Here is a 23,326-nt window from a genome sequence, read left to right as displayed (position 1 = left end):
TGAGTTCCTAAAATTGAATTTATATTTGCAACCGCTTTCGAAAAGCAACTGGTGCCTTAGCTCAGTTGGTAGAGCAAAGGACTGAAAATCCTTGTGTCCCTGGTTCGATTCCTGGAGGCACCACCTTTAAAAAGCCCACTATTTTAGTGGGCTTTTTCTTTTCAAAGAAATCAACTTTAAATGAAAAGGCTAATTATCGTTTAAGAGAAAAGTGAGAGCGATAGGTTTTGGCAACTCCATCCTCCTTAAAATCAACCTGGAACCAATAATCGTTTGAAGGTAGCGAAGATCCTCCTATAGAACCATCCCAACCACCTTCAGCGGGTTTTATTTTAGTAATATAAGCCCCATAGCGATCATAAATTTGAACTTCAGCCTCTGGATGTGTTTCTAACGCTGTAATATTCCACGTATCATTATACCCGTCGTTATTTGGCGTAAAAAATTTAGGATGCTTAAGCACTTCAACCTCTTCTATAGTAGCCCCACAATATCCTATTACACCTTTTACTTCTACAACATGCGTTCCTGAAGAGACATCATAAAACTGACCTTCGGCTTGAAATTCACTTCCATCAAGACTAAAAAGATAATCTCCTCGACCTTTTACGACTTCAACTTCTACCACCGCTATATCTTGAAAAGGCTCTGATACAGTAACAGAAACTTCAGGTTTTGCGGACTCTTTTACAAAGACCGAGGCTTCCTTAAAGCCGCAACCGGTTTCTATCTTTCCATCTATTTTATTCGCCTTTACAATATATTCTCCCGGGATCATGGCCTCAAAATCTGTCCCAGTATGGACAAGCTTCCCTCCATAATACCAATTCACCTCAAAAAACCTGGGATTAAGCCCCGTATAAAAGTAAGCCCCAGTTTCTACCTCTCCGGTTTCGGTATTAACGCATAATGCCTCTTCATGAATTTCTAACTCCTGCAAAGGATAAACAGTAACATTAAAAGAAGAGTATTTATAGCATGAATTATTAGATAAAGACTGCGATTTTAAATACAACGTATAAGTCCCCGGCTCTGTAATTACATTTTCTGGCCTTAAAATAGCATTTTCATCTTCTAAATTTGTAGTATAATACATTTCATAATCCGCTGGCATAATCCCCATAGGAGAAAAAATATTTGGCACACGGTAGCTCCCACAAGCTTCTATATCTGGGATTGCTGCTACATCGGGAGTATTCGAAATCTTAATATCAAAATCATATTCATCTTCACATACAAAACGAACGCCCGCTTTTTTGTAAATATAAAGTGTCGTACTGGCCGATATCGTAGTTCCTGACTCGATTTTTTGTCCATTCCCGCCTTTCTCCGTAAAATACTCGCCTTCGTTTAATTCCGGAAGCACATAAGAATCACAGGCATTAACAGCTTTGGGCCTGTCAACTCGAACACCTTCTATATAAACATTGAAAAACTTTTCATTGGCACAACCATTAAAATCTTCCCACTTATTATAAATATAAATCCTTGTGGTTTCTTCAATATACGTTCCGGCTGCTATTTCCTGGCCCTGTGCATCTGGCTGTGTATAATATTTTCCGAACTGAAGCTCTGGCAATTCATACCCAAAACAAGAATATACATCTACAAAATTCTCTACAGGAGCAAGCTCCCTTACCTCTACATTAAAACTACTTTCACTAGCACAGTAATTTTGGGTATTATTGATGAAGATTTTTTGACTTTCTTTTATTACGGTCCCAGCCACAAGTTGTTCTCCTTCCCTATTAGATGCTGTAAAATACTCGCCATTTGCTATTTCTGGCAATACAAAACCATCTTCCACACAAACAAGAACATCTTCTAATGTGCTCACGTGGGGTATTGGGGTTACGGTAATAGAAAAGCTTATTTCTTTTGCACAATCAGAGCCATCTGTAGTATCGGCATGATAAAATACGGTTGTACTTTCTGTAATTACGCTGCCGGGCTCAAGAACATTTCCGCTTGTATCTGTATAGTCGCCAATTTTAAGTTCTGGCAAAATATAACTCCCACAGGCAATAATATCTTCAAAATTTGGAATGATATTTATTTTGAATTCACTTTCGTTATTACACCTGCCGTCATCGTTATAAATATAAAGGTTCATAGAAGATATTACCTTAACGCCAGGATTCAACCGTTGCCCGCCACCGTTGGGACTGGTATAATATTGTCCGCTATTAAGCTGTGGAAGAACATACCCCTTGCAAACTACAACATCCTCCAGTTCATCTACTTCGGGTAAAGAATAAATAGCTACATCAAATTTTTGTTCTTTACAAAGCGTACCATCTTCCATTTCCCCGTAATAATATATACTGAAATCTGAAGTATACACTGTTCCTGCCGCTATTTCCTGCCCAGTCCCGTTGGGACCATTTTGGGCGTCATAAAAACTTCCTGCCGGAGGTGAAGGAACCACAAATTGCCCACAATAATAAGCATTAAGCTTGTAATCCTTAACAAGCTCTACTTTAAAACTAGACTGATTAAAACAGCCAGAAACAACCGTATTATAAATATAATAGGTACCTGAATTTTCGATCACATCACCAGGCTGAAGCATTCTTCCCTCTCCTTTTGGACGAGTATAATAGTCTCCATCACTAATTGGAGGAAGGACATAAGAAGAACACTCCACAACATTCTGTAATTTTGAAACAGGTGGTAAATCATTTAAACTTACATGAACCGTAAAAATGTTAAAGCAATCGCTAACCAGTGTATCCTGAACTTTACCAAAAACCTGAAAATCTGAAGCATTTCCTGAAAGTTGAAAATTAGAGATATCCTCTATTGGATTTACATCCTGATCTGCATTTCCGGCAGACCGGTATAATTTAAAAATATAAGAATCTGAAGGCAATTGGCTATTTACAATATCTTTAATCTCAGACAGGTTTACCAAATTACCTTTTGGGGATCTACAAGCAATAATCTCCTCTGGAACATCTAAATGTATGGTTTCATTTACTTTCAGTTTAAAAGGGATTTCGGCACTGCAAAATTCACCGGTTTCCTTGCTCTTTAGCTGAACCACAATAGTTTCACCGGGTTTGCTTCTATAATTGGCTAAAGCTGATTTGGGAATTTGATTAAAAGCGGCTACGCGCTCTTTAAAATACACTAAATCATATTGCTCTGAACTTACCCCCAGCTTTTCGTATCCGTTGTTTGTAAGATCGAACAGCTGCTCTGGTGCTCCATTATCACATACCACTATGTCTGGCAGATCATTATACGCAAGGCGTTCTACCCTTATTTGATCACTAATATCACAACTAGAATCATTTTTAGTAACTTTCACCATGTAATCCCCAGGCTCATTTACGTCTAAAAAATAACTATTCCCATTTGGGATCGCTACTTCATCTTTAAACCATTGATGTTGGTAAACAGGCGACTCTAATCCTGTATTTAAACGGGTAAGACTCCCTTCACATAACATCCTGTCTGCACCTAAATCTAAATCTGTCCTAAAACTCCCACCAGCTATAAAAATCGCGCTATCATAGTTCGCATCATGACTATCACCTATTACCAGTTTAATTCTGTATTTTTTACCGGGTTTTATTGTTGCTGAAGCTGTAAGTAACCTGGTATACCCCCGCATATTTACTACCGAATTTGCCGCACCTACCTGATAACTATCAAAAAATTCGGGGTTATCACTTTCGCAATTCTCATTAAATCTATGATCCTTTATCGTTCGTACAGAAACTGGAATATCTGTTCCTGGCAATACAGCTATATTTTTAGTTTCACCGGTAGCTACTTCGGTAAGTAAAAAAGCGAATACATCGCTACTGGCACACTGCCATTGCCCATATTCATTACTTGCAAAAATAAAATCGAAACTAAATTTTTCGGAAAGTGGAATAAACTCAAATGCTAAAAAGGCAACATCAGATATTTCTGTACTCTGCCCAGAGGCATTATTGATAGCCTGCAAATCTTTATCGCCCGTAGCATTAATTACTGTGCTTAGATTTTTACCAGAATACGGCCCCTCGGTTAATTTAGCTTTACCAGACCTGATAATCACCCCGTCCGAAATAGGAAAATCACCGGCATTATTATTAAAATACGCCACTGCCTCTTTATCAGATTGCTCAATATTTGTAATCTGCACGCACGAGTTATCCAGGAGCCCTGCAACTAATTCTTCTTTTGTTACACTTGCATCGTCAATGCTAATATGTTGCCCATAACTTCCTGCAAAAATCAGCAGGAATACATATTTTATCAACTTCATAATAACTATTAGTTAGGGAATAGATTATTATTAAGATTAGATTCGTTAAAAAGTTAATTTTTTGTTAATGAATACAAATAAAGTATAATTTTTCGATAAAAAACAACAGAAATCGACGAAAGGCATAATTTTAACATTTACAGCCTTTTAGAAACTATTTTAGCTTAAAATGGAGTGGTTACAAATCTGGGATCTATCTTTATTTTTTGAAATTCAATAGCTTCAGCTTCAATAGAAATATAATCGAATTCATTAATAACTTTCCCTATACAGCGATAAACCCCTTTATTATACAAAGGATATTTAGCAACCTTATCAGGAAATTGAACCGTATCAAAAATGTTGTAACCTATATCGTGAAATGTGGCAAAACACATTTCTTTACCGCCAGAAGTCGTTGTCTTTTTTGTACAAATCAACTTTCCGTAAATGCTTACTTTCTTTCCCACAAACTTTTTAAGCTCATCTACGCTTGTAAAATTATATACCGGCTCCTGCAACAAATCAAAATAATTACACAGGGGAAAGCCTAAAAGCTCTATCTGATCGTAAGCGTCTATCAAAGCTGAATATTGAAACGCTGGCAGTACATATTCTTTATGTTGAATCTTAAACAGTCCCGGCTGATTACTTTTTTTCTTTGACTTTATTTTTCTGAAATACGCTTCCCAAAGCAACTGATGTTTATCTTTTCCAGTAAATCGAAAGGCACCCACTTTCAATAAAATTCGAAGTTGCTCTATAGAAATAGCTACGCGATCCATAAAATCATCCAGACTTTTATAACTGCCAAAAAACTGGCGATTTTCTAAAACTTGCTGTACCGTTTTCACTTCCAGCTCCTTGATATACCCAAATCCCAGATAGATATCTTTCCCTAATATCGTAGTAGGATGATCGCTGTTATTAATACAGGGCGCAAGCACATTACCACCACAATTTCTTATTTCCTGAATATATGTTTCTGCGGAATAAAATCCGCCACCATTATTAAGCACCGCCACCATGTATTCTAACGGAAAGTAATTTTTAAGATATAAACTCTGGTAACTTTCTACCGCATAAGAAGCCGAATGACCTTTGGGAAAGGCATAACCGGCAAACGAAGATATCTGCTCCCAAACCTCATCGGTGATTTGCTGTGAATACCCTCTTTTTTTACAATTACTACGGAATTGCGCTTCAATTTTCTCCATTTGATCTTTTGAAGTTTTCTTCCCACTCATCCCGCGTCGTAAAACATCGGCATCATCAAAGCTAAGTCCGGCAAAATGATGTGCCACTTTCATCACATCTTCCTGGTACACCATAATTCCATAGGTATCTTCCATAATTTCTAACATTACAGGATGTGCCAGCTTTCTTCGTTTAGGATCACGATGCCTTTTAATATACTCTTCTTTCATCCCTCCGCTGGAAATACCAGGTCGTATAATCGAACTTGCCACCACAAGATTCATATAATTATCGGTTTGCAACTTGGTTAACAAACCACGCATTGCCGGCGATTCCACATAAAAAACACCCATGCAATCACCAGTCTTAAGCAGACTATTGATCGCCGGATCATTCTTGAATTTTGGAATATTGTCGATGTCTTCAATAACAGCATCAGGTTGATTTTGTTTAATCAGCTCTAAAGTATCGGTGATTTTAGACAAGCCCCGCTGCGACAGAATATCAAATTTATGGATCCCTACTTCTTCAGCAATATTCATATCGATCTGGATCGTCTGGAAATTTTTAGGGGGTAAAAAAGTAGCTCCGTAATTAAAAATATCATCGTTAAGAATCAAAATACCACCAGAGTGTACACTTAAATAATTAGGAAATCCTGCAATTAAATTGCCATAATTAAGCACTAAACGTTCCATTTTATCTAAACCGGAAACCTCGAACCGTCCTGATGAGAGTTTATCAATTTCGGCCTTAGGAAGCCCAAAAACCTTCCCTAATTCTCTAATCATGGCACGGCGTTTAAAAGTTACATAGGTTCCCATTAAGGCTACATGATCGTAGCGATTAAAAATAAAACGGGTAACATCTTCACGATCTTTCCAGGAAAAATCGATATCAAAATCGGGCGGCGAACTTCGATTTTCATTAATAAAGCGCTCAAAATAAAGATCTAATTCTATAGGATCTACATTAGTGATCCCTATGATGTACGCCACGATAGAATTTGCTCCACTGCCCCGCCCAATAACAGGATAGTTTTTGCTGCGGGCATAGTGCACGATTTCGTGATTAATCAAAAAATAGGAAACAAAGCCCAGTTTTATGATAGCGGTAAGCTCTTTATCCAGCCTGGCATACACTTCTTCATCGGCTTCCGGATATCGATTTTCGACATTATCGTAACACATTTTTCGAAGCATCAATTCATCGGCTTCCCTACTGTTAATTTTCGATAAATTATTGTTCTGTTTTTTATCAAAAGTAAACGCTACATGACAACTTTCAGCAAGGGCTCTGGTATTGGCTAAAATTTCAGGAAATTCATTAAAAGCTTCGATTAAATCCTCTTTCACGAGCATTTTATCTTCAGGATTTGCCTGTTCTTCTACCGTAAGTTTGCTCAGCAATGTATTATTATCAATGGCCCGCAATAAGCGATGGGCATTAAAATCTCTTTTACTTCGGAAAGAAACAGGTTGTAAAACCACCAATTTTGAAGTATCTTTTTTATACCCTGAAAACTTCAGCTTATTTAAATCCCGAGCTGAAACACCTATAAATTCATTTTCCCTGAATTCATTTTTGTCATTTTCCAGCACCTTTTTAAAAGGATAGATCACATGGCAATTTTCCAATAAAGGTGCGCTTTTATCAAAATTCTTTTTAGCATGCAAATTCTTGGAAAGATGTGTATTCATCTCCCTAAATCCGTTTCGATTTTTAGCAATTACGACGTACTGCTGGTCTACGCCATTACGAAAATCTATCCCTACCAAGGGTTTCATGGAGTAGGTTTGCGCTTGCTTTAAAAAATTTAAACAGGCTGAAGTATTATTGATATCGGTAAGCGCTACACAGCTTGCGTTTTTTGATTTTGCAAGTTCCAGCAGTTCATTTTCAGAAAAAGTACCATACCTCAGCGAAAAATAAGAATGACAGTTTAAATACATAATTTCCCTTTTCTCTATATTCGAGATTTGATATTTTAAGCCCAAATTATTGATTTCGGTGCGCCAGGACAATGGGTGGTTCCCCATCAAAAGGATTGCGCATCCTGCCAATAGTTTTTGCCCCCATACTTACCGCCCTTACCACACTACGCTCGCCATATTTGTCTTTAATACGGTCTAAAGAATTATATAAACTCAGCATCTTTTCACTATCATCAAATAAGTTAATTTGGTAATGCCCGCCTACAAGTCCGCTTAGCTTCACACCGATAAGCCGAATTAAAACCCGTCGATTATAGAGTTTTTTAAAAAGTTCTTCTGCCTTCGGAATTAAAATATGATCGGCACTGGTATACGGGATTTTTGCCTGAAGGGTACTGGTTTGAAAATCTGAATACCTAATTTTTACACTAATATTCGAGGTGAGCTTATGACCTCTTCGTAACTGAAACGCCAAACTCTCGGTCATCGCCACCAAAGTAGCATGCAATCGGGTAACGTCTGTAGTATCCCGATGAAAAGTCCGTTCGTTAGAAATCGATTTACGATCATGAAACGGAATAATGGGAGAATTATCGATCCCGTGAGCACGTTTCCAGATCGTACGCCCGTTTTTTCCCAACACCCCTTCTAAAACTTCTACCGGCATTTCCTGTAGCGTTTTCACTTTATAGACTCCAAGCCCCATAAGCAACTGAAAAGTTTTATTGCCAATCATCGGGATTTTATTCACATCAAGCGGTGCCAAAAACTGTTTCTCTTCGCCAAACTTAATAACACTCATTGCATCGGGTTTCACCTCGCCGGTGGCGATTTTAGAAACTACTTTATTTTGCGATAATCCTACCGAAATTGGCAAACCACTCTCTTTGATGATACCTTCCCTAAGCTCTTTGGCAAATCGCTCGATCCCAAAAAAACGATCCATCCCGGTAAGATCGGCATAAAACTCATCCACACTCGCTTTCTCAAATAATGGCACCTGATTTTTAATAATCTCGGTTACCAGATGCGATTCTTTGGTATAAATGCTGGCGTTCCCTTTTATATAAACTGCCTGCGGACAAAGCCTACGGGCAATTTTCATGGGCATACCAGATCGTACCCCAAATTTTCGGGTTTCATAACTACACGAAGCCACCACGCCACGATCTCCCATTCCGCCAACGATCACCGGTTTATTCTTTAATTCTGAATTTACTTTTCGTTCTACCGAAACAAAAAATGAATCCAGATCCAGATGTAAAATAGACTTCGAAATCATATATTTTTGGATTTAATCCTATTAAATGGATTTAATCCAAAAATATAAAAATAAATAAAGTGAGAACGTTAAAATCTCGCTTTAGGTACTTAAGTACTTTTTATTGTCACATTATCTTGCTGAAAACCATCGTCACCCTGAACCTGCCCGTCCGGCAGGCGGGCTTGATTCAGGGGTCTCATAAAACAAAAATCAATAGTCAAAAACTGTATGAGATTCCGTGTCAAGCACGGAATGACACCACGGATATTGAAAAATAACCGAATAGCATACACTGAAAATAGAGCCTCATTTTTAATCTGAATTAGTTATCAACAATATGCGTTGGACTTCCATAGAATAATTCAGCACTTTCCATGATTGTTTCAGAAAGTGTTGGATGTGGATGCACGGTAAGTGATAAATCTCTTGCTGTGGTGCCCATTTCTATCGCTAAGGCAATTTCAGGAATTAAACTCCCTGCATTTTTACCGGCAACGCCACCACCAAGGATAATTTCAGATTCCTTATCTACAATCAACTTTGTAAGTCCGTTATCGGTTCCCAAGGCTTTGGCCCTTCCCGAAGCCGACCATGGAAACTTCACCACTTTAGCATCGATATTCGATGATTTTAGCTGTTCTTCTGTAAGTCCGCACCAGGCAATTTCAGGATCGGTAAATACGATTGCAGGAATCACCTTGGCATCATAAGTAGCACCTTTCTCACCTTTAATAACTTCTGCCGCAACACGGCCTTCATGAGAGGCTTTGTGCGCTAACATAGGTTGCCCGGTAATATCGCCAATCGCATAAATATGATTTGCTGAAGTTTTACGATTGCTAAAGACTTTTATAAAACCGTCTTCCCCAATCTCCACTCCCGCATTTTGTGGTTTACTGGCTTTTGCATTGGGTTGTCTTCCAATCGCCACTAAAACACGATCGAATTTCTTTTTTTGTTCTTTATCGCCTGACTTCAATACGACTTCAACTTTTTTCTTCTTAGGATCTACTTTTTCAACTTTAGTATCAAAATATAGATTTTTAAAAGGCTGTTCTTTCTCAAAAACTTTTACCAAATCTCGATCGGCTCCCGGCAAAAATCCTGAAGTCATTTCAGCAATAGAAACTTCGCTTCCTAAATGGGCATACACACTTCCCAGCTCCAGACCAATATAACCACCACCGATCACTAATAATTTCTTCGGAATTTCTATAATATCGAGTGCATCTTTAGAATTCCAGATAAGTTTGTGATCGACTTCGATATTTGGCAATTCAGTTGGTGTAGATCCTGTAGCGATAATTGCATTTTCGAATTCAAGCTCGTACGACTCACCAGAGTTTTCTTCAATCTCCAGCGTTTTTTCATTTTTAAAAAAAGCTTTCCCCTGGATAAACTCAACTTTCCTTGCTTTACTAAGCTGACCTAAACCGCTGGTAAGTTTTTTTACCACACCATCTTTCCATTTTGCTATTTTCTTCACATCGATTTCAGGTTCTTCAAAACTTAACCCGAAATTCGATAATTCTGTAGCCTCTTTTTTCACTTTCGCTACATGCAACAAGGCTTTTGAAGGAATACAACCACGATACAAACACACGCCGCCGGGATTGGCTTCTGGATCAATTAAAGTGGTTTTAATTCCTAAATCTGCTGCTCTAAATGCTGCTGCATAACCGCCCGGGCCTGCGCCGACCACCACCAGTTCTTTTTTATCTTTCTTGCTATTTGCCATAATCTCTAGTTTATGCCCCAAGCAAGGCTTTGTAAGGGTCTTGTAGCGCCTGCGTGATCCAATTTATAAATGCTGCGCCATCTGCGCCGTCGATTAAACGATGATCGTAGGATAAGCTAAGCGGTAAAATTTCTCTTGGTTTAAATTCGTCATCAATATATACCGGTTTTTTAGCCGAACGTGAAATTCCTAAAATTGCCGACTGTGGTGCTGGAACGATAGGCGTAAAATTAGTTCCGCCAATTCCGCCAAGATTAGAAATAGAGAAATTAGCGCCTTCCATATCTTCTTTACTTAATTTACCATCTCTGGCTTTTTCAGCAATATTGCTTAGTTCTACAGCAATTTCTATAATACTTTTCTTATCGGCATCTTTAATTACCGGCACTAAAAGACCTTTTTCTGTAGCTACTGCAATCCCGATATTCACATAGTTTTTCAGGATCATTTCTTCGTTTTCCATATCTACACTGGCGTTGAACTTTGGAAATCTAACCAGTGCACTCGCCACTATTTTAGTCAGCAGGGCAGTAATCGTTAATTTACCACCGGCTTTTTCAGCTTTATCCTGATTCGCTTCTAAATACTGTTGAATATCGGTAATATCGGCTTCATCAAACTGAAAAACATGCGGCACAGCTTGCCAGGAAGCCGTTACATTTTTCGCCGTCGCTTTTCGAATATTGTTTAATGGCTTACGTTCTACACTTCCCCATTTTTCAAAATCGGGTAAAGAAACAGCTGCCGATTTTATTGATTTTTCACTTCCTTTTTTAGCGAATTCCTTAACGTCTTTTTCTGAAATTTTTCCAGAAATCTCTTCTGCCAGTTCAGTAAGATCTACACCGAGTTCTCTTGCTAAGCGACGAGTACCCGGCGAAGCCTGAATTCCTGCTCCGGTAGATTTCCCTGAAGATTTTTTAGACTTGTCATCCTTACTTTCTTCAGAAGATTTTTCATCAGATTTATCTCCAGATTCGTCCTTTTTGGATGATTTTTTTTCATCCTCTTCATCATCTTCAGATTCCTCTTCGTCATCGCTAGACTTTTCTTCCTTTACTTTTTTCTTTTTCTTATCTGAATCTTTTTCTTCAGCATCATCCTCATTATCATCATCTGCACCTTCTTTTTCTTCGGAAGCTTTTTCTTCTTCCTGCTCTTCAGAAGATTCTTCATTATCATCTGCTTCCCCGTCTTCATCATCAGATTCTTCCAGTAGGATAATTACCTGCCCAACTTCAACCTCATCACCTTCACTGATCTTTATTTCTTTGATCGTTCCGGCAGCTGAACTGGGTACTTCCACTGAAGCTTTATCGCTTTCTACCGCAATAACGCCCTGATCTTTTTCAATTTTATCACCTTCAGCAACTAATATTTCAGAAACTGTTGCAGATTCTACTCCGTCTCCTATTTGTGGAACTTTAATTTCTTTAGCCATTTTCTTTTCTTTTATTGGTTAGGATGTTCTTGGATTTGGTTTTTTGGCGTCGATATCAAATTTCTTTGCGGCTTCTTTAAGCTGCTTTGCTTTAATTTTTCCTTCGTATGCTAATTCATAAAGCGTCGCAAAAACAATATGTGCTGCGTTTACTTCAAAAAAATCACGCAGTTCTGGTCTCGCATCACTGCGCCCAAAACCATCGGTTCCCAAAGCAGCAAGATTGGCCGGAAACCATTTTGCAATCGATTCTGGCAATGCTTTTACATAATCTGAAGCCGCTACAAAAACTCCTTTTTCGTCTTCCAGACATTCCTGGATATAATTTTTGTCTTTATTTAGCTGAGTTTTTAAACGATTGTTACGCTCGGTATCTATCGCATCATCATAAAGCGCTTTGTAACTGGTAATACTCCAAATATCTACCGCAACATCATAGTCCTTTTCTAAAATATTAGCGGCTTCCAACACCTCGGCCATTATAGAACCACTTCCAAAAAGATGTGCTTTTTTATCGGTTTTACGTTTTCTGGTCTTCTGGAATTTATACATACCTTTTAAAATACCTTCTTCGCTGTCTTTTGGCATTTTAGGCATTTTGTAGGTGGCATTACCTAATGTGATGTAATAGAAATAATGCGCTTTATCGATATACATTTCTTTAATCCCGGCTTTTACAATCGTCGCAAGCTCATAAGCAAATGCAGGATCGTAAGCTTTTAATGTTGGAAATGCTAAAGCGTACAAATGACTATTCCCGTCCTGGTGCTGCAATCCTTCGCCCGGCAGACTTGTTCTTCCCGAAATTCCGCCCACAAGGAATCCTTTCGCACCGGCATCGGCTGCGGCCCACATTAAATCGCCTGTTCTTTGAAAACCAAACATCGAGTAGAAAAAGTAAAATGGGATCATTGGTTTTCCCTGATTTAGGTAAGAAGTACCGGCCGCTATAAACTCGGCCATACAACCCGATTCGGTGATCCCTTCTTCCATGATCGCACCGTCTTTAGATTCTTTATAAAACAGCAGGCTTTCTTTATCTACGGGCTCGTACAACTGCCCGCCCGGCGCATAAATCCCAACCTGTCTAAATAAAGACTCCATTCCAAAGGTTCGACTTTCATCGGGAATAATGGGAACAATATACTTACCTAATTCTTCATCTTTAAACAAACGGCTTAGGGTTTGGATCATCACCATAGTGGTAGCCGCTTCGTCATCACCCGAACCTTCTAAAAAGCTTTTGAATACTTTTTTATCAGGCTCTTTTAGTGCTTCACTATTGTCTTTTCGCTGCGGAAGAAATCCGCCTAATTTTTCTCGTTTTTCCTGTAGATATTTAAGCTCTTCACTATCTTTTTTAGGTTTTAGAAACGGAATATCTTTTAGTTCTTTATCTGAAACCGGCAGGCTAAAAAAATCTCTAAACGCCTTTAATTCTTCTTCTTTAAAGCTTTTGGTTTTATGTGCCACATTACTGGCTTCACCAGCTTTTCCCTGCCCGTAACCTTTAATGGTTTGCGCTAAGATTATTGTGGGCTGGCCTTTATGTTCTGTCGCCTGTTTGTATGCGTTATAGATCTTTTGATGATCGTGCCCGCCTCGTTTCAGTCGTTTTAATTCGTCATCAGACAAACTTTTGACGATCTTAGACAGGTTTTTATCTTTTCCGAAGAGATCCTCACGAATAAAATCACCTTCAGAAAATGCATATTTTTGAAGTTGCCCGTCGGGGATTTCATTGAGTAAGCTCACCAGTTTCCCTTCAGTATCTTTTTCAAAAATAGGATCCCAGTCTTTTCCCCAAATCAGTTTAATAACATTCCAACCGGCTCCTCGAAATAAACCTTCTAACTCCTGAATAATCTTACCGCTACCACGAACGGGACCATCCAATCGCTGTAGATTACAATCGACCACAAAGGTTAAATTATCCAGTTTATCCCTTGCTGCAACGCTAATTGCTCCACGAGCTTCTGGCTCGTCCATTTCTCCATCTCCTAAATATGCCCAGATTTGCTGATCGTTCTTTTCTATAATTCCCCGGTTTTCGAGATACTTATTAAAACGTGCCTGATAAATTGCACTTATAGGTCCTAATCCCATAGAAACGGTTGGGAAATTCCAGAATTCTGGCATTAAATGCGGATGTGGATATGAGGTTAATCCTTTATCTGATTTTACTTCTCTACGGAAGTTTTCTAAATGTTCTTCTGTAAGCCGTCCTTCTAAAAAAGCCCTGGCATAGACTCCGGGTGAAGCATGTCCCTGAAAATACACTAAATCTGAACCGGCACTACGATCTATTTTAAAGAAATGGTTAAAACCGACTTCCCATAAATGAGCAATTGAGGAATAAGTAGAAATATGACCGCCAATTCCTTTGCTTTTATTGTTAGCTCTTACGACCATCGCCATGGCATTCCAACGGATGTAAGCCAGTATTTTTTCTTCGATTTCGATATCACCGGGATATTGTTCTTCATCCTGGGGACTAATGGTGTTCATATATGGCGTGGTTAAAGGTAAGTCTGATTTTACGCCGTGTCTTTGGGCTTCTGCTCGTAGTAATTTTAGTATTTCTTCTACTCGTTCTTTCGATTCATTTTGCAAAACCCATTTAAGGGAATCCAGCCATTCCTGATTTTCAATTTCGGCTGTCGCTACTTTCTCCTCTGCCATGTTTTGAGATTTATTAGTTGGTAATCGTGTGGTCTATCTCTTTGAAATTACCAATTAATAAAACCGACTTCAAATGATTAACACAAGATTATAGCGCTATGCTAAAGCTTTCAAAAATTAAAAATGAAAGGTGTTAAGTTTTAAGAAAGAAAAAATGGTATCGAAAATTATCGAATTTTGGGAATTAAAAAAGCCTCATAAATTCTAAAAATTCATGAGGCTTTTTATCCAATATTAGTTTTTCGACTACGAGGCTGCTTTTAGCGCATTCATGGTCGATTTGTTTAATTTATCTTCGGCATATTCTCGCGTAAGGGTGAATTCGGTTACATCGCTTTCAGGAAGATCAAACATCGCATCGGTAAGAATGGCTTCACAAAGGGAACGCAATCCACGTGCTCCCAGTTTATATTCTACCGCCTTTTCTACGATAAAATCTAAAGCTTCCTCTGTAGCTGTAAATTCAATCTCATCCATTTCAAACAGTTTTGTGTATTGCTTGATAATGGCATTTTTAGGTTCGGTTAAAATAGATCGAAGCGTTTCCTTATCTAGCGGATTCATATACGTTAAAGCTGGTAATCGGCCAATAATTTCAGGAATAAGCCCAAAATCCTTTAAGTCTTTAGGGATGATATATCGTAAAAGATTGGTTCTTTCAATCGTATCATCGTTTTTAGACGCGCTAAATCCAACGGCCTGCATATTTAAACGCTTGCTAATGTTTTTCTCGATCCCATCAAAAGCCCCACCGGCAATAAAAAGGATATTTTCAGTATCGACCTCGATAAATTTTTGATCGGGGTGCTTTCTTCCTCCTTTTGGCGGAACATTTACTGTAGTGCCTTCCAGAAGTTTTAATAGCGCCTGCTGCACTCCTTCTCCAGAAACATCCCTGGTAATTGAAGGATTATCACTTTTACGCGCAATTTTATCGATCTCGTCGATAAAAACGATACCTCTTTGAGCTTTTTCTACATTATAATCTGCCGCCTGTAGTAATCGTGTTAGGATCCCTTCTACATCTTCACCAACGTATCCAGCTTCCGTTAATACTGTGGCATCGACAATTGCTAAAGGCACATTAAGCATCTTTGCAATAGTTTTAGCCATTAAAGTTTTGCCGGTACCGGTTTCTCCAACCATTACGATATTACTTTTCTGGATCTCGATATCATCATCGCTATCTGGTTGCAGCAATCGTTTGTAATGATTGTAAACCGCAACAGACATTACCTTCTTAGTAGCTTCCTGCCCGATAATATATTCATCTAAAAAAGCCTTTATTGATTTAGGCTTGCTTAGCATCAATTCTGAAGATAATTCGTTAGCCTCTCCCTGCTTGGATTCTTCAAGAACGATCCCGTGTGCCTGCTCGATACATCGGTCACAAATATGGGCATCTAAACCTGCAATCAAAAGATTGGTTTCAGGTTTCTTTCTTCCGCAGAAGGAGCATTCTAATTCTTCTTTCGCCATCTTAAAATATTTCGTTCGATTTCAGCATTACATATCCTGAAATTCTCTTCTTATTTCATCAAATCCCGATCTTACTTGTCTCTGGTAAGGATCTCGTCTATCATTCCGTATTCCTTAGCTCTGTCTGCTTTCATCCAGTAATCACGATCACTGTCTTCGTAAACTTTGTCGTAGCTTTGTCCTGAATGTTTAGAAATGATTTTATACAATTCTTCTTTTAATGTAATGATCTCCCTGGCGGTGATCTCGATATCACTGGCCTGTCCCTGAGCTCCGCCCAGTGGTTGGTGAATCATTACCCTGGAATGTGGCAAACCGCTTCGTTTTCCTTTTTCTCCTGCACAAAGTAGTACCGCTCCCATAGAAGCCGCCATTCCTGTACAAATTGTTGCAACATCTGGTTTAATAAACTGCATGGTATCATAGATTCCCAAACCGGCATAAACACTACCTCCAGGAGAGTTTATATAAATTTGAATATCTTTTGAAGAATCTGTACTTTCTAAAAACAGTAACTGTGCCTGGATAATATTAGCTACCTGATCGTTAATGGCAGTTCCCATAAAGATAATCCTGTCCATCATTAATCGTGAAAATACATCCATAGCTACAGCATTCATCTGGCGTTCTTCGATAATATTGGGAGTCATCCCAACCGGTGCCATGCTACTTACTATTTTATCGTAATAATTGCTGTTTATCCCGTGATGTTTCGTTGCGTACTTCTCGAATTCTTTTCCGTAGTCCATCAATTTTTTTATTTAATTACACAAGTAATCTATAAAGCCAAAAAAGGCGTTATACCGTTATGGTTAACGCCTTAAAGATAGGTATAAATTATAAAAAAGGCTTACTCGATAATCGAGATTTGATTTTTTAGGGCTATACCCTGAAGTAAAATTTTGCTGCGGAATTACCCACAGTTTTTACTCATAAATTTCTTTTACAAACTCATCATAAGTAACTTCCTTTTCGTCAAATTTCATATTGTCTTTATAGAAATTTAACAATTTCTCGTTAACCAATTGCTCAGAAAGACGTTTTACTTCGTCCTGATTTGATAAAATCCTTGCTGCGATATCATCTAATTCTTTATCTGAAGGATCCATCTGGCCAAACTGAGCCATTTGTTGTTTAATTTTCTCTATTGCGAAGGCTTTTAAGGCTTCGAAATCTACCTGAATATCGTTATCCTTAACGATTTTCCCTTCGATTAACTGGTAACGAAGACCTTTTTCGCTATTCTCGTACTCTTCTACCGCTTCTTCTTCAGTTAATGGTTTTTCACCTACTGTTCTAATCCATTTTTGAAGAAATTCTTTAGGAAGATCAAATTCAGTTTTTTCGATCAATGCTTCGGTAACATCATTCATTAACTGCTGATCGCTTTGCTGAACAAATTGCTTTTCAGCATCTTCTTTAATTTTCTCTTTAAGCTCAGTCACCGTAGTCACTTTGCCTTCTCCAAAAAGCTTATCGAATAATTCCTGATCTAAATCTGCAAGTTCTCTTTTATTGATTTCTGAAATCGTAAATGCTACTTCGATATCAAGATCGTGAGCTTTATCATGCTCAACTTTTAAATGTTGGATTAAATCGTGATCATCTTCAAAAAGACTTTTGGTCTTTAAGGTAATGGTATCACCAACTTTAGCCCCTACAAATTTATTAAGGTTTCTCTTTCCCTTAATTTTCTCCAGTTCGATTGAAGTTTCATTTTCGATACCTTCTTCTTCATTTTTAAAAGTTCCGGCTACGATATCACCTTCTTCAACCTCATCTTTAGAAACTAATTTACCGTACTGTTTTTGGATGTTTTCGATCTGTCTATCGATCATCGCATCATCAGCAACGATATTATATTTTTTCACAGGTTTTTCTAAATCAAGACTTACTTCAAATTCTGGAGCAAGACCAACTTCAAACTCAAAAGTGTAGTTATCTTTATTCCAGTCAAAATTCTCCTGCTCTTTAGGAATTGGATTTCCAAGAACGTCTAATTTTTCTTCAGTAAGGTATTTATTAAGGTTTTCCTGTAGTAATTTATTCACTTCGTCTACCAATACAGCCTGCCCGTATTGTTTTTTCACCATCCCCATAGGAACGTGACCTTTTCTAAAGCCAGGAACATTGGCATTTTTACGGTAATCCTTAAGGATCTTCTCTACTTTAGGAGCATAGTCGTCTTTTGCGATATCTACTTTTACTACCGCATTCAATTCATCAATATTCTCTCTGGTAATATTCATCTTGACTTATTATAAAAAATTGGTGTGCAAAATTAAGCTTTTTTCACTAGCCTGCAAAGTTTCAAATTATTGAATTTCAGCAAGCTTCTAATCCTTATCCAGAAGAGAATATAATATGGACTGAAATAATGAAAAAAGTAAACTAAATATTATTGCCATAAACCAGCCATCTACATTAAAACCAGTCACAAAACCATCTGCTAAAAAGATAATTATGGCGTTTATGATAAGCAAAAACAGGCCAAGGGTTAAGATGGTTACCGGCAAAGTTAGGATCACCAGGATAGGCTTAATGATAAGGTTAAGTAGTGCTAAGACGATAGCTACAATAAATGCAGTAAAATAACTGTCTACCGTAACACCGGGTAAAAGCTTAGCTAAACCTACCACTACCAACGCAGACAAAAGAAGTTTTAATAAAAGTCTCATTTTTTTATAAGAGTTTGATTGCTAGTTCAAAATTGCGAAAAAAAAAGTCGGCTACTTGCCGACTTCCTCATATTTTAATATAAGTTTATCATTACTGCACATCATTACTAAGCGTAATAGTGCCGTATTGTCCAACATTTACTTTTGGAACCGTAGAGCCATAAGTCGCGTTAATCTGATCGATAATCTCATTAGCTACAATAGCATAGCCTCTTGGCGTTAAATGCACTCCATCTAAAGAAAAAGCACCACCTGTGGCGTAGGTAGCAGTAACAGTACCACCATCAAAAGAAAATCCACCATTTGCAACACCATTTAATAATGCATTAGCATCTACCATTGCAAGTCCGTTTGCATTGGCTACTGCAGCTATCGTTTGGTTAAATGCAGCCGTAGCCGTTTGAATTTCTGAAATTTCTGTACTATCTAAAACATCTGCATCATCTAAACCATTTACACCACTAAATAAGATATTAGCCTGCTCTGCAGTTGGAGTTCCTCCAGCCATTAACAGCCCTAAAACCTGTTGTACTTCTGCGGTTAACTTCACTGAACCGTAACCACTGGCCAAAGCCGATTGATCCACCTGAAGTTGAATCAACTCATCTTCCGTCATCTGTCTAAATCCAAGCGGATTGGTTTGTGTTACCGGCACGTCGATTATAAATCTATTTGGCCCTTCATTAAAAGTAATTGCATATTGAGCTGCTAAAGCCATTGCCTGTTCCTGCGGAACTCCCTGCGCCATTAACCCTCCAGCAAAAACCTGAGAAACGGCACTAAAATATGCTGTTAAGTTCCCGGCAGTTTGTGCATCTAAGACTAAGGCATTATTAGGTACGGTATTAAAAAATGCGATAGAAGTTACATCTGGAATATTAATCAACACGCCACCTGCGCCATTAGCAGTTAGCGTTTGAACCAAACCAGAATATACACTGGCAAATACCTGAGGATCTGTAATATCATTAGATCCATAGGTGGCCGGATTTAAATTCCCTGCCTGATTTACCCCCGTACCTCCTGAGGTAGCATAACCTAACACATCATTATTGCCTATCCACAAAGAAAAGAATGTAGGATTTTGAGCCATGGCATCGGCCATCACACTTGTTTGAGGCGAAGACGCAAATCTTACAAAGTAAGGATTTGCAAGGCCGGCCTGTACTCCTGCTAAATTACCATAACCTTCTACACCTAAGTGATACGATTTGGCTCCAGGAACTCCCATATTACTAAAAGGTCCTTCTAAAATGTTAGCAATATCTGTTGTAGGCGCCATGCCGGTATAGACCGAAGGGCTATTATTGCCTTCTCCATCTGTGGCCAGCACCAATCTATTATTTGTTATTTGTTGCCCGTTAGCTAAAAGCCCACCGGCATTATCATTCATATAAGGAATGGTAAACTCATCTGTTTCCTGCGTTAACGCAAATTGTCCCGCTAAAATATTAGGATACGAATTGGTTTGCCCCGTAATATAAAGCGCATTATCTGCATAACCGGCAGTTAACGAATTTCCTAAGGCAACGTAATGCGTAAAATCGGCTTCTCCATTACTATATACACTTCCTTTTTCATCTATTGGATGATCTAAATCTGGCTCACAAGAAACTATTCCCAAAGCCAATAAGCCTACTGCTAAAAATCTATAGTTTTTCATCATTTCCTGTAAGTTTAAATTTTGAATGTCACACCAAGCCCGGGAACAAATGCCACTGATTTATAAGAACCCTCAAAAGGCACATTTTGACCATTTTCTGTATAATAATCATAAGATTCCTCTACCTCTTTAAATCTATTATAAAGGAAAGAAGCATCTATGGAAAGTTTTTCGGTAATATTTACTGATAGTCCTGCGGTGAAACCGTGCGCATCATTCCTTGGGGTTTCTGGCGCGAAATAGCCTGATTGCACAGGGGATTCATCAAAATAATACCCTGCTCTTAAGGTAAACATGTCGTTTGCGATGTACTGCGCCCCAAATCTATAAATATTGGCATCTTTATAATTTCTGGGGTTTTTAGAATCTGGAATTGCCGGATCCTGAAAATCGATATCTAAAGACTTGTAGACATCCCAAAAAGCACGGTTATAATCAAAAGCCACTAACCATTTATCTGAAATCTCATAAGATAACCCAATAGAAAGTTCTGCCGGCAAAGGTAATGATGCATCAAAACGGGTATCATTAAAAGGAGTAAGAGGTGAATTAGGAATATTACTAAAATCTGCATCACCATTTTCTGCTTCAACAATAATTTCTGAACGGTAATTTGCCCCTATCCTAAGTTTATCGGTAGGATTATACATAGCCCCCAAAGACCAACCCCAGGCATGCACTCCAGAAGCATCTACAGTCACATTTGCCCTATTTCCATCGATATCGCTAAGGGTTCTGTTTAAATTTCTATTGAAGTTTACAGATCCATTTACATATATAGGACCTCCACCTATACTAAGCTGCTCTGAAATTTTTATAGAAGCCAAAGCCTGAATATAAATCGCTTTAAGATCGATATTATTTACCAAATGGGATCCAGACCAATCTGTTGGCCACTCTACAGAACTTCCGTAAGGCGTATAAGCTGCCAGTCCTAATGTTAACCAATCTGAAGCTTTATAAGAAAAGTAGGCATAAAAAGGTGTACCTACCGGGCTATCTGTTCTTGCCATTTGCCCATATTGGTCATTTTGCCATACCACATCAGAGAATACCGCACTGGCACCAACGGCTACATTTATGCGATCCTCTAGATACACTAACCCTGCCGGGTTAAAAAAAGCCAATTCTGCATTATCAACCACAGCCACACCAGTATGCCCCATTGCCAGCCTTCGCTGTCCCTGAAGCCCTACCCTGTATCCCCCGGCGTAAGTCATTGCAGCCGCCAACCCAAAAAGGGTTAGGAATAAAAGTTTCTTCATAATTTTAGTAGAATTAAGTTTGTTTCAATTTGTAAAGTGTGCAATAAATTTATCTCAAAATACAAATACCGTAACAAAATAGGTAAAAATATTATGTATGCATAATATTTAATGGTAATTTTTAAAGAAATCTAATCGCCGAATCATAAAAATCTTCTTGATTTTCAGCATGTACCCAATGCCCGGCATCGCTAATCACTTCAATTTCAGCAGCGGGGAAATGACTATGAAGCAAACCTTCATCTTCGGGTAATTTTATATAACCCGATTTTTCTCCTTTTATAAATAAGGTTTTCCCTTCGTAAACTTTTCCTTTTTCTAAAGCTGCCCCTATATTTTCGATTTTATCTTTTAAAGTTTTCAGGTTAACTTTTAATACATACTTGTCTTTATCCTCACGGTCTAGATTTTTCAGCAGAAAAAGCTGCGTAGGTCTATCGGGAACATATTCAGAAATTATTTTGGCCGCTTCCTGGCGCGAAGAAACATCAGATTCCTCCAGCAAGGTTAATCCGGCTAAAATATCCTGATGATGTGGTTTATAATATTTTGGAGCAATATCTACAATTATAAGCTTTTCAAGTAAATCGGGATAAGTGGTTGCAAATAGCATAGCCGTTTTGCCTCCCATAGAATGCCCCATTAGCACTACTTTTTCTAAATGATGCTCCTCAATATATTCTTTTAAATCTTCGGCTAGCACTTCATAGGAAAAATCATCGCTATGGGGACTTTTACCATGATTTCGCTGATCTACCAGATGAACCTGGTATCCTTTTTCAGAAAACATCTTTCCCAGTGTTTTCCAATTGTCTCCCATTCCTAGAAATCCGTGTAAGATGATAAAAGGTTTTCCCTCTCCTATAATATTAGTATGTAACTTCATTGCAATTTTTTAAAATAATAGTCGAAAATGACCAATTTAAGCTTACTGTAATTTTTGTAAATACCTAGCGATCGTTTCTTCTAAACCAAGATAAAGCGCTTCGGCAATTAAAGCATGACCTATAGAAACCTCATCTACAAAAGGAACCTTATTTTTAAAAAACTCGATATTATCCAAAGACAAATCATGCCCGGCGTTAATCCCCAGCCCTAATTGATGGGCCAACTTTGCACAATCTGCATAAGGCTTTACCGCTGCTTCTTTATCGCCGGCTGCAAATTTTTCGGCAAAACTTTCTGTATATAATTCAATACGATCTGTACCGGTTGCAGCGGCTCCTTCAATCATTTTTTCATCTGGATCTACAAAAATCGATGTTCTAATCCCATGTTTTTTAAATTCAGAAATAATCTCAATAAGATAATCTTTATTTTTTACCGTATTCCAACCGGCATTACTGGTAATCGCATCTACAGCATCTGGCACCAAAGTTACCTGTGCCGGTTTTACTTCTAGCACCAGATTTATAAATTTTGTAACCGGATTTCCTTCAATATTAAATTCGGTTTTTAGAAGGGGTTTCAAGTCCCTTGTATCCTGATATCTTATATGTCTTTCGTCTGGTCTTGGATGCACTGTAATCCCTTCAGCTCCAAACCTCTCGATATCTAAAGCACATTGCACTACATTAGGAATATCACCTCCCCTGGCATTTCTTAACGTAGCGATCTTATTTATATTTACACTTAATTTTGTCATCTTCTTATCTTTACCTTTAAGGATTTGGTTTCAAATTCGATATCAATTAAAATGAACTGCTACAATAATAGCGCAGATCTACAGGACAAATTCTAAAGCT

The 23,326-nt window shown here is 38.2% G+C and carries 14 protein-coding genes and 1 tRNA gene; 1 reads left to right on the top strand and 14 read right to left on the bottom strand.

What is annotated here, in order from left to right; genetic code table 11:
- Nucleotides 1–50 precede the first annotated feature (50 nt).
- Nucleotides 51–123 (top strand) — tRNA-Phe (locus L1967_RS00910).
- Between the two features lie 70 nt (nt 124–193).
- On the opposite strand, the gene L1967_RS00905 is transcribed toward L1967_RS00910, so the two are convergent.
- From L1967_RS00905 to L1967_RS00840, 14 genes are all read right to left on the bottom strand, one after another.
- Nucleotides 194–4,261, bottom strand: a complete 4,068-nt coding sequence (locus tag L1967_RS00905; protein ID WP_249599831.1) for a T9SS type B sorting domain-containing protein — start codon at nt 4,259–4,261, stop codon at nt 194–196.
- A 164-nt stretch (nt 4,262–4,425) separates the two neighbouring features.
- Nucleotides 4,426–7,389: a DNA polymerase III subunit alpha gene (locus L1967_RS00900; RefSeq protein WP_249599940.1), complete on the bottom strand. Its 2,964-nt coding sequence runs from the start codon at nt 7,387–7,389 to the stop codon at nt 4,426–4,428.
- A gap of 46 nt (nt 7,390–7,435) precedes the next feature.
- Nucleotides 7,436–8,653 carry a DNA polymerase IV gene (dinB, locus tag L1967_RS00895; protein ID WP_249599830.1) on the bottom strand — a complete coding sequence of 406 codons (1,218 nt, stop codon included), beginning with the start codon at nt 8,651–8,653 and terminating at the stop codon, nt 7,436–7,438.
- Between the two features lie 304 nt (nt 8,654–8,957).
- Nucleotides 8,958–10,373, bottom strand: a complete 1,416-nt coding sequence (lpdA, locus tag L1967_RS00890) for a dihydrolipoyl dehydrogenase (protein WP_249599829.1) — start codon at nt 10,371–10,373, stop codon at nt 8,958–8,960.
- Nucleotides 10,374–10,383: 10 nt separating this feature from the next.
- Nucleotides 10,384–11,814, bottom strand: a complete 1,431-nt coding sequence (locus L1967_RS00885) for a 2-oxo acid dehydrogenase subunit E2 (protein WP_249599828.1) — start codon at nt 11,812–11,814, stop codon at nt 10,384–10,386.
- Between the two features lie 18 nt (nt 11,815–11,832).
- Nucleotides 11,833–14,496, bottom strand: a complete 2,664-nt coding sequence (gene aceE, locus L1967_RS00880) for a pyruvate dehydrogenase (acetyl-transferring), homodimeric type (RefSeq protein ID WP_249599827.1) — start codon at nt 14,494–14,496, stop codon at nt 11,833–11,835.
- Between the two features lie 246 nt (nt 14,497–14,742).
- Nucleotides 14,743–15,975, bottom strand: coding sequence for an ATP-dependent Clp protease ATP-binding subunit ClpX (gene clpX, locus L1967_RS00875; RefSeq protein ID WP_249599826.1), 1,233 nt, complete (start codon nt 15,973–15,975; stop codon nt 14,743–14,745).
- 71 nt (nt 15,976–16,046) lie between these two features.
- Complete coding sequence (gene clpP / locus L1967_RS00870) at nt 16,047–16,724, bottom strand: ATP-dependent Clp endopeptidase proteolytic subunit ClpP (protein WP_249599825.1); 678 nt, start codon at nt 16,722–16,724, stop codon at nt 16,047–16,049.
- Between the two features lie 177 nt (nt 16,725–16,901).
- Nucleotides 16,902–18,224, bottom strand: a complete 1,323-nt coding sequence (gene tig / locus L1967_RS00865) for a trigger factor (protein ID WP_249599824.1) — start codon at nt 18,222–18,224, stop codon at nt 16,902–16,904.
- An 87-nt stretch (nt 18,225–18,311) separates the two neighbouring features.
- Complete coding sequence (locus L1967_RS00860; protein ID WP_249599823.1) at nt 18,312–18,653, bottom strand: phage holin family protein; 342 nt, start codon at nt 18,651–18,653, stop codon at nt 18,312–18,314.
- A 91-nt stretch (nt 18,654–18,744) separates the two neighbouring features.
- Nucleotides 18,745–20,316 (bottom strand): SGNH/GDSL hydrolase family protein, encoded by a 1,572-nt coding sequence (locus L1967_RS00855; RefSeq protein ID WP_249599939.1) that lies wholly within the window; start codon nt 20,314–20,316, stop codon nt 18,745–18,747.
- Between the two features lie 14 nt (nt 20,317–20,330).
- Complete coding sequence (locus L1967_RS00850; protein ID WP_249599822.1) at nt 20,331–21,581, bottom strand: OmpP1/FadL family transporter; 1,251 nt, start codon at nt 21,579–21,581, stop codon at nt 20,331–20,333.
- Between the two features lie 121 nt (nt 21,582–21,702).
- Complete coding sequence (locus L1967_RS00845) at nt 21,703–22,467, bottom strand: alpha/beta fold hydrolase (protein WP_249599821.1); 765 nt, start codon at nt 22,465–22,467, stop codon at nt 21,703–21,705.
- A 42-nt stretch (nt 22,468–22,509) separates the two neighbouring features.
- Complete coding sequence (locus L1967_RS00840) at nt 22,510–23,226, bottom strand: pyridoxine 5'-phosphate synthase (RefSeq protein ID WP_249599820.1); 717 nt, start codon at nt 23,224–23,226, stop codon at nt 22,510–22,512.
- Nucleotides 23,227–23,326 lie beyond the last annotated feature (100 nt).

It is taken from the genome of Zunongwangia pacifica, from assembly GCF_023499215.1.
In the GTDB taxonomy this organism is placed as follows: Bacteria; Bacteroidota; Bacteroidia; order Flavobacteriales; family Flavobacteriaceae; genus Zunongwangia; species Zunongwangia pacifica.
The sequence above is the reverse complement of the archived record's forward strand: the minus strand, read 5'-3'. Positions and strand labels throughout refer to the sequence as shown.

Excerpts from the sequence above, each read along its gene's own strand:
- L1967_RS00905 (WP_249599831.1), bottom strand. The coding sequence starts at position 4,261 with ATGAAGTTGATAAAATATGTATTCCTGCTGATTTTTGCAGGAAGTTAT.
- L1967_RS00900 (WP_249599940.1), bottom strand. The coding sequence starts at position 7,389 with ATGTATTTAAACTGTCATTCTTATTTTTCGCTGAGGTATGGTACTTTT.
- dinB (WP_249599830.1), bottom strand. The coding sequence starts at position 8,653 with ATGATTTCGAAGTCTATTTTACATCTGGATCTGGATTCATTTTTTGTT.
- lpdA (WP_249599829.1), bottom strand. The coding sequence starts at position 10,373 with ATGGCAAATAGCAAGAAAGATAAAAAAGAACTGGTGGTGGTCGGCGCA.
- L1967_RS00885 (WP_249599828.1), bottom strand. The coding sequence starts at position 11,814 with ATGGCTAAAGAAATTAAAGTTCCACAAATAGGAGACGGAGTAGAATCT.
- aceE (WP_249599827.1), bottom strand. The coding sequence starts at position 14,496 with ATGGCAGAGGAGAAAGTAGCGACAGCCGAAATTGAAAATCAGGAATGG.
- clpX (WP_249599826.1), bottom strand. The coding sequence starts at position 15,975 with ATGGCGAAAGAAGAATTAGAATGCTCCTTCTGCGGAAGAAAGAAACCT.
- clpP (WP_249599825.1), bottom strand. The coding sequence starts at position 16,724 with ATGGACTACGGAAAAGAATTCGAGAAGTACGCAACGAAACATCACGGG.
- tig (WP_249599824.1), bottom strand. The coding sequence starts at position 18,224 with ATGAATATTACCAGAGAGAATATTGATGAATTGAATGCGGTAGTAAAA.
- L1967_RS00860 (WP_249599823.1), bottom strand. The coding sequence starts at position 18,653 with ATGAGACTTTTATTAAAACTTCTTTTGTCTGCGTTGGTAGTGGTAGGT.
- L1967_RS00855 (WP_249599939.1), bottom strand. The coding sequence starts at position 20,316 with ATGAAAAACTATAGATTTTTAGCAGTAGGCTTATTGGCTTTGGGAATA.
- L1967_RS00850 (WP_249599822.1), bottom strand. The coding sequence starts at position 21,581 with ATGAAGAAACTTTTATTCCTAACCCTTTTTGGGTTGGCGGCTGCAATG.
- L1967_RS00845 (WP_249599821.1), bottom strand. The coding sequence starts at position 22,467 with ATGAAGTTACATACTAATATTATAGGAGAGGGAAAACCTTTTATCATC.
- L1967_RS00840 (WP_249599820.1), bottom strand. The coding sequence starts at position 23,226 with ATGACAAAATTAAGTGTAAATATAAATAAGATCGCTACGTTAAGAAAT.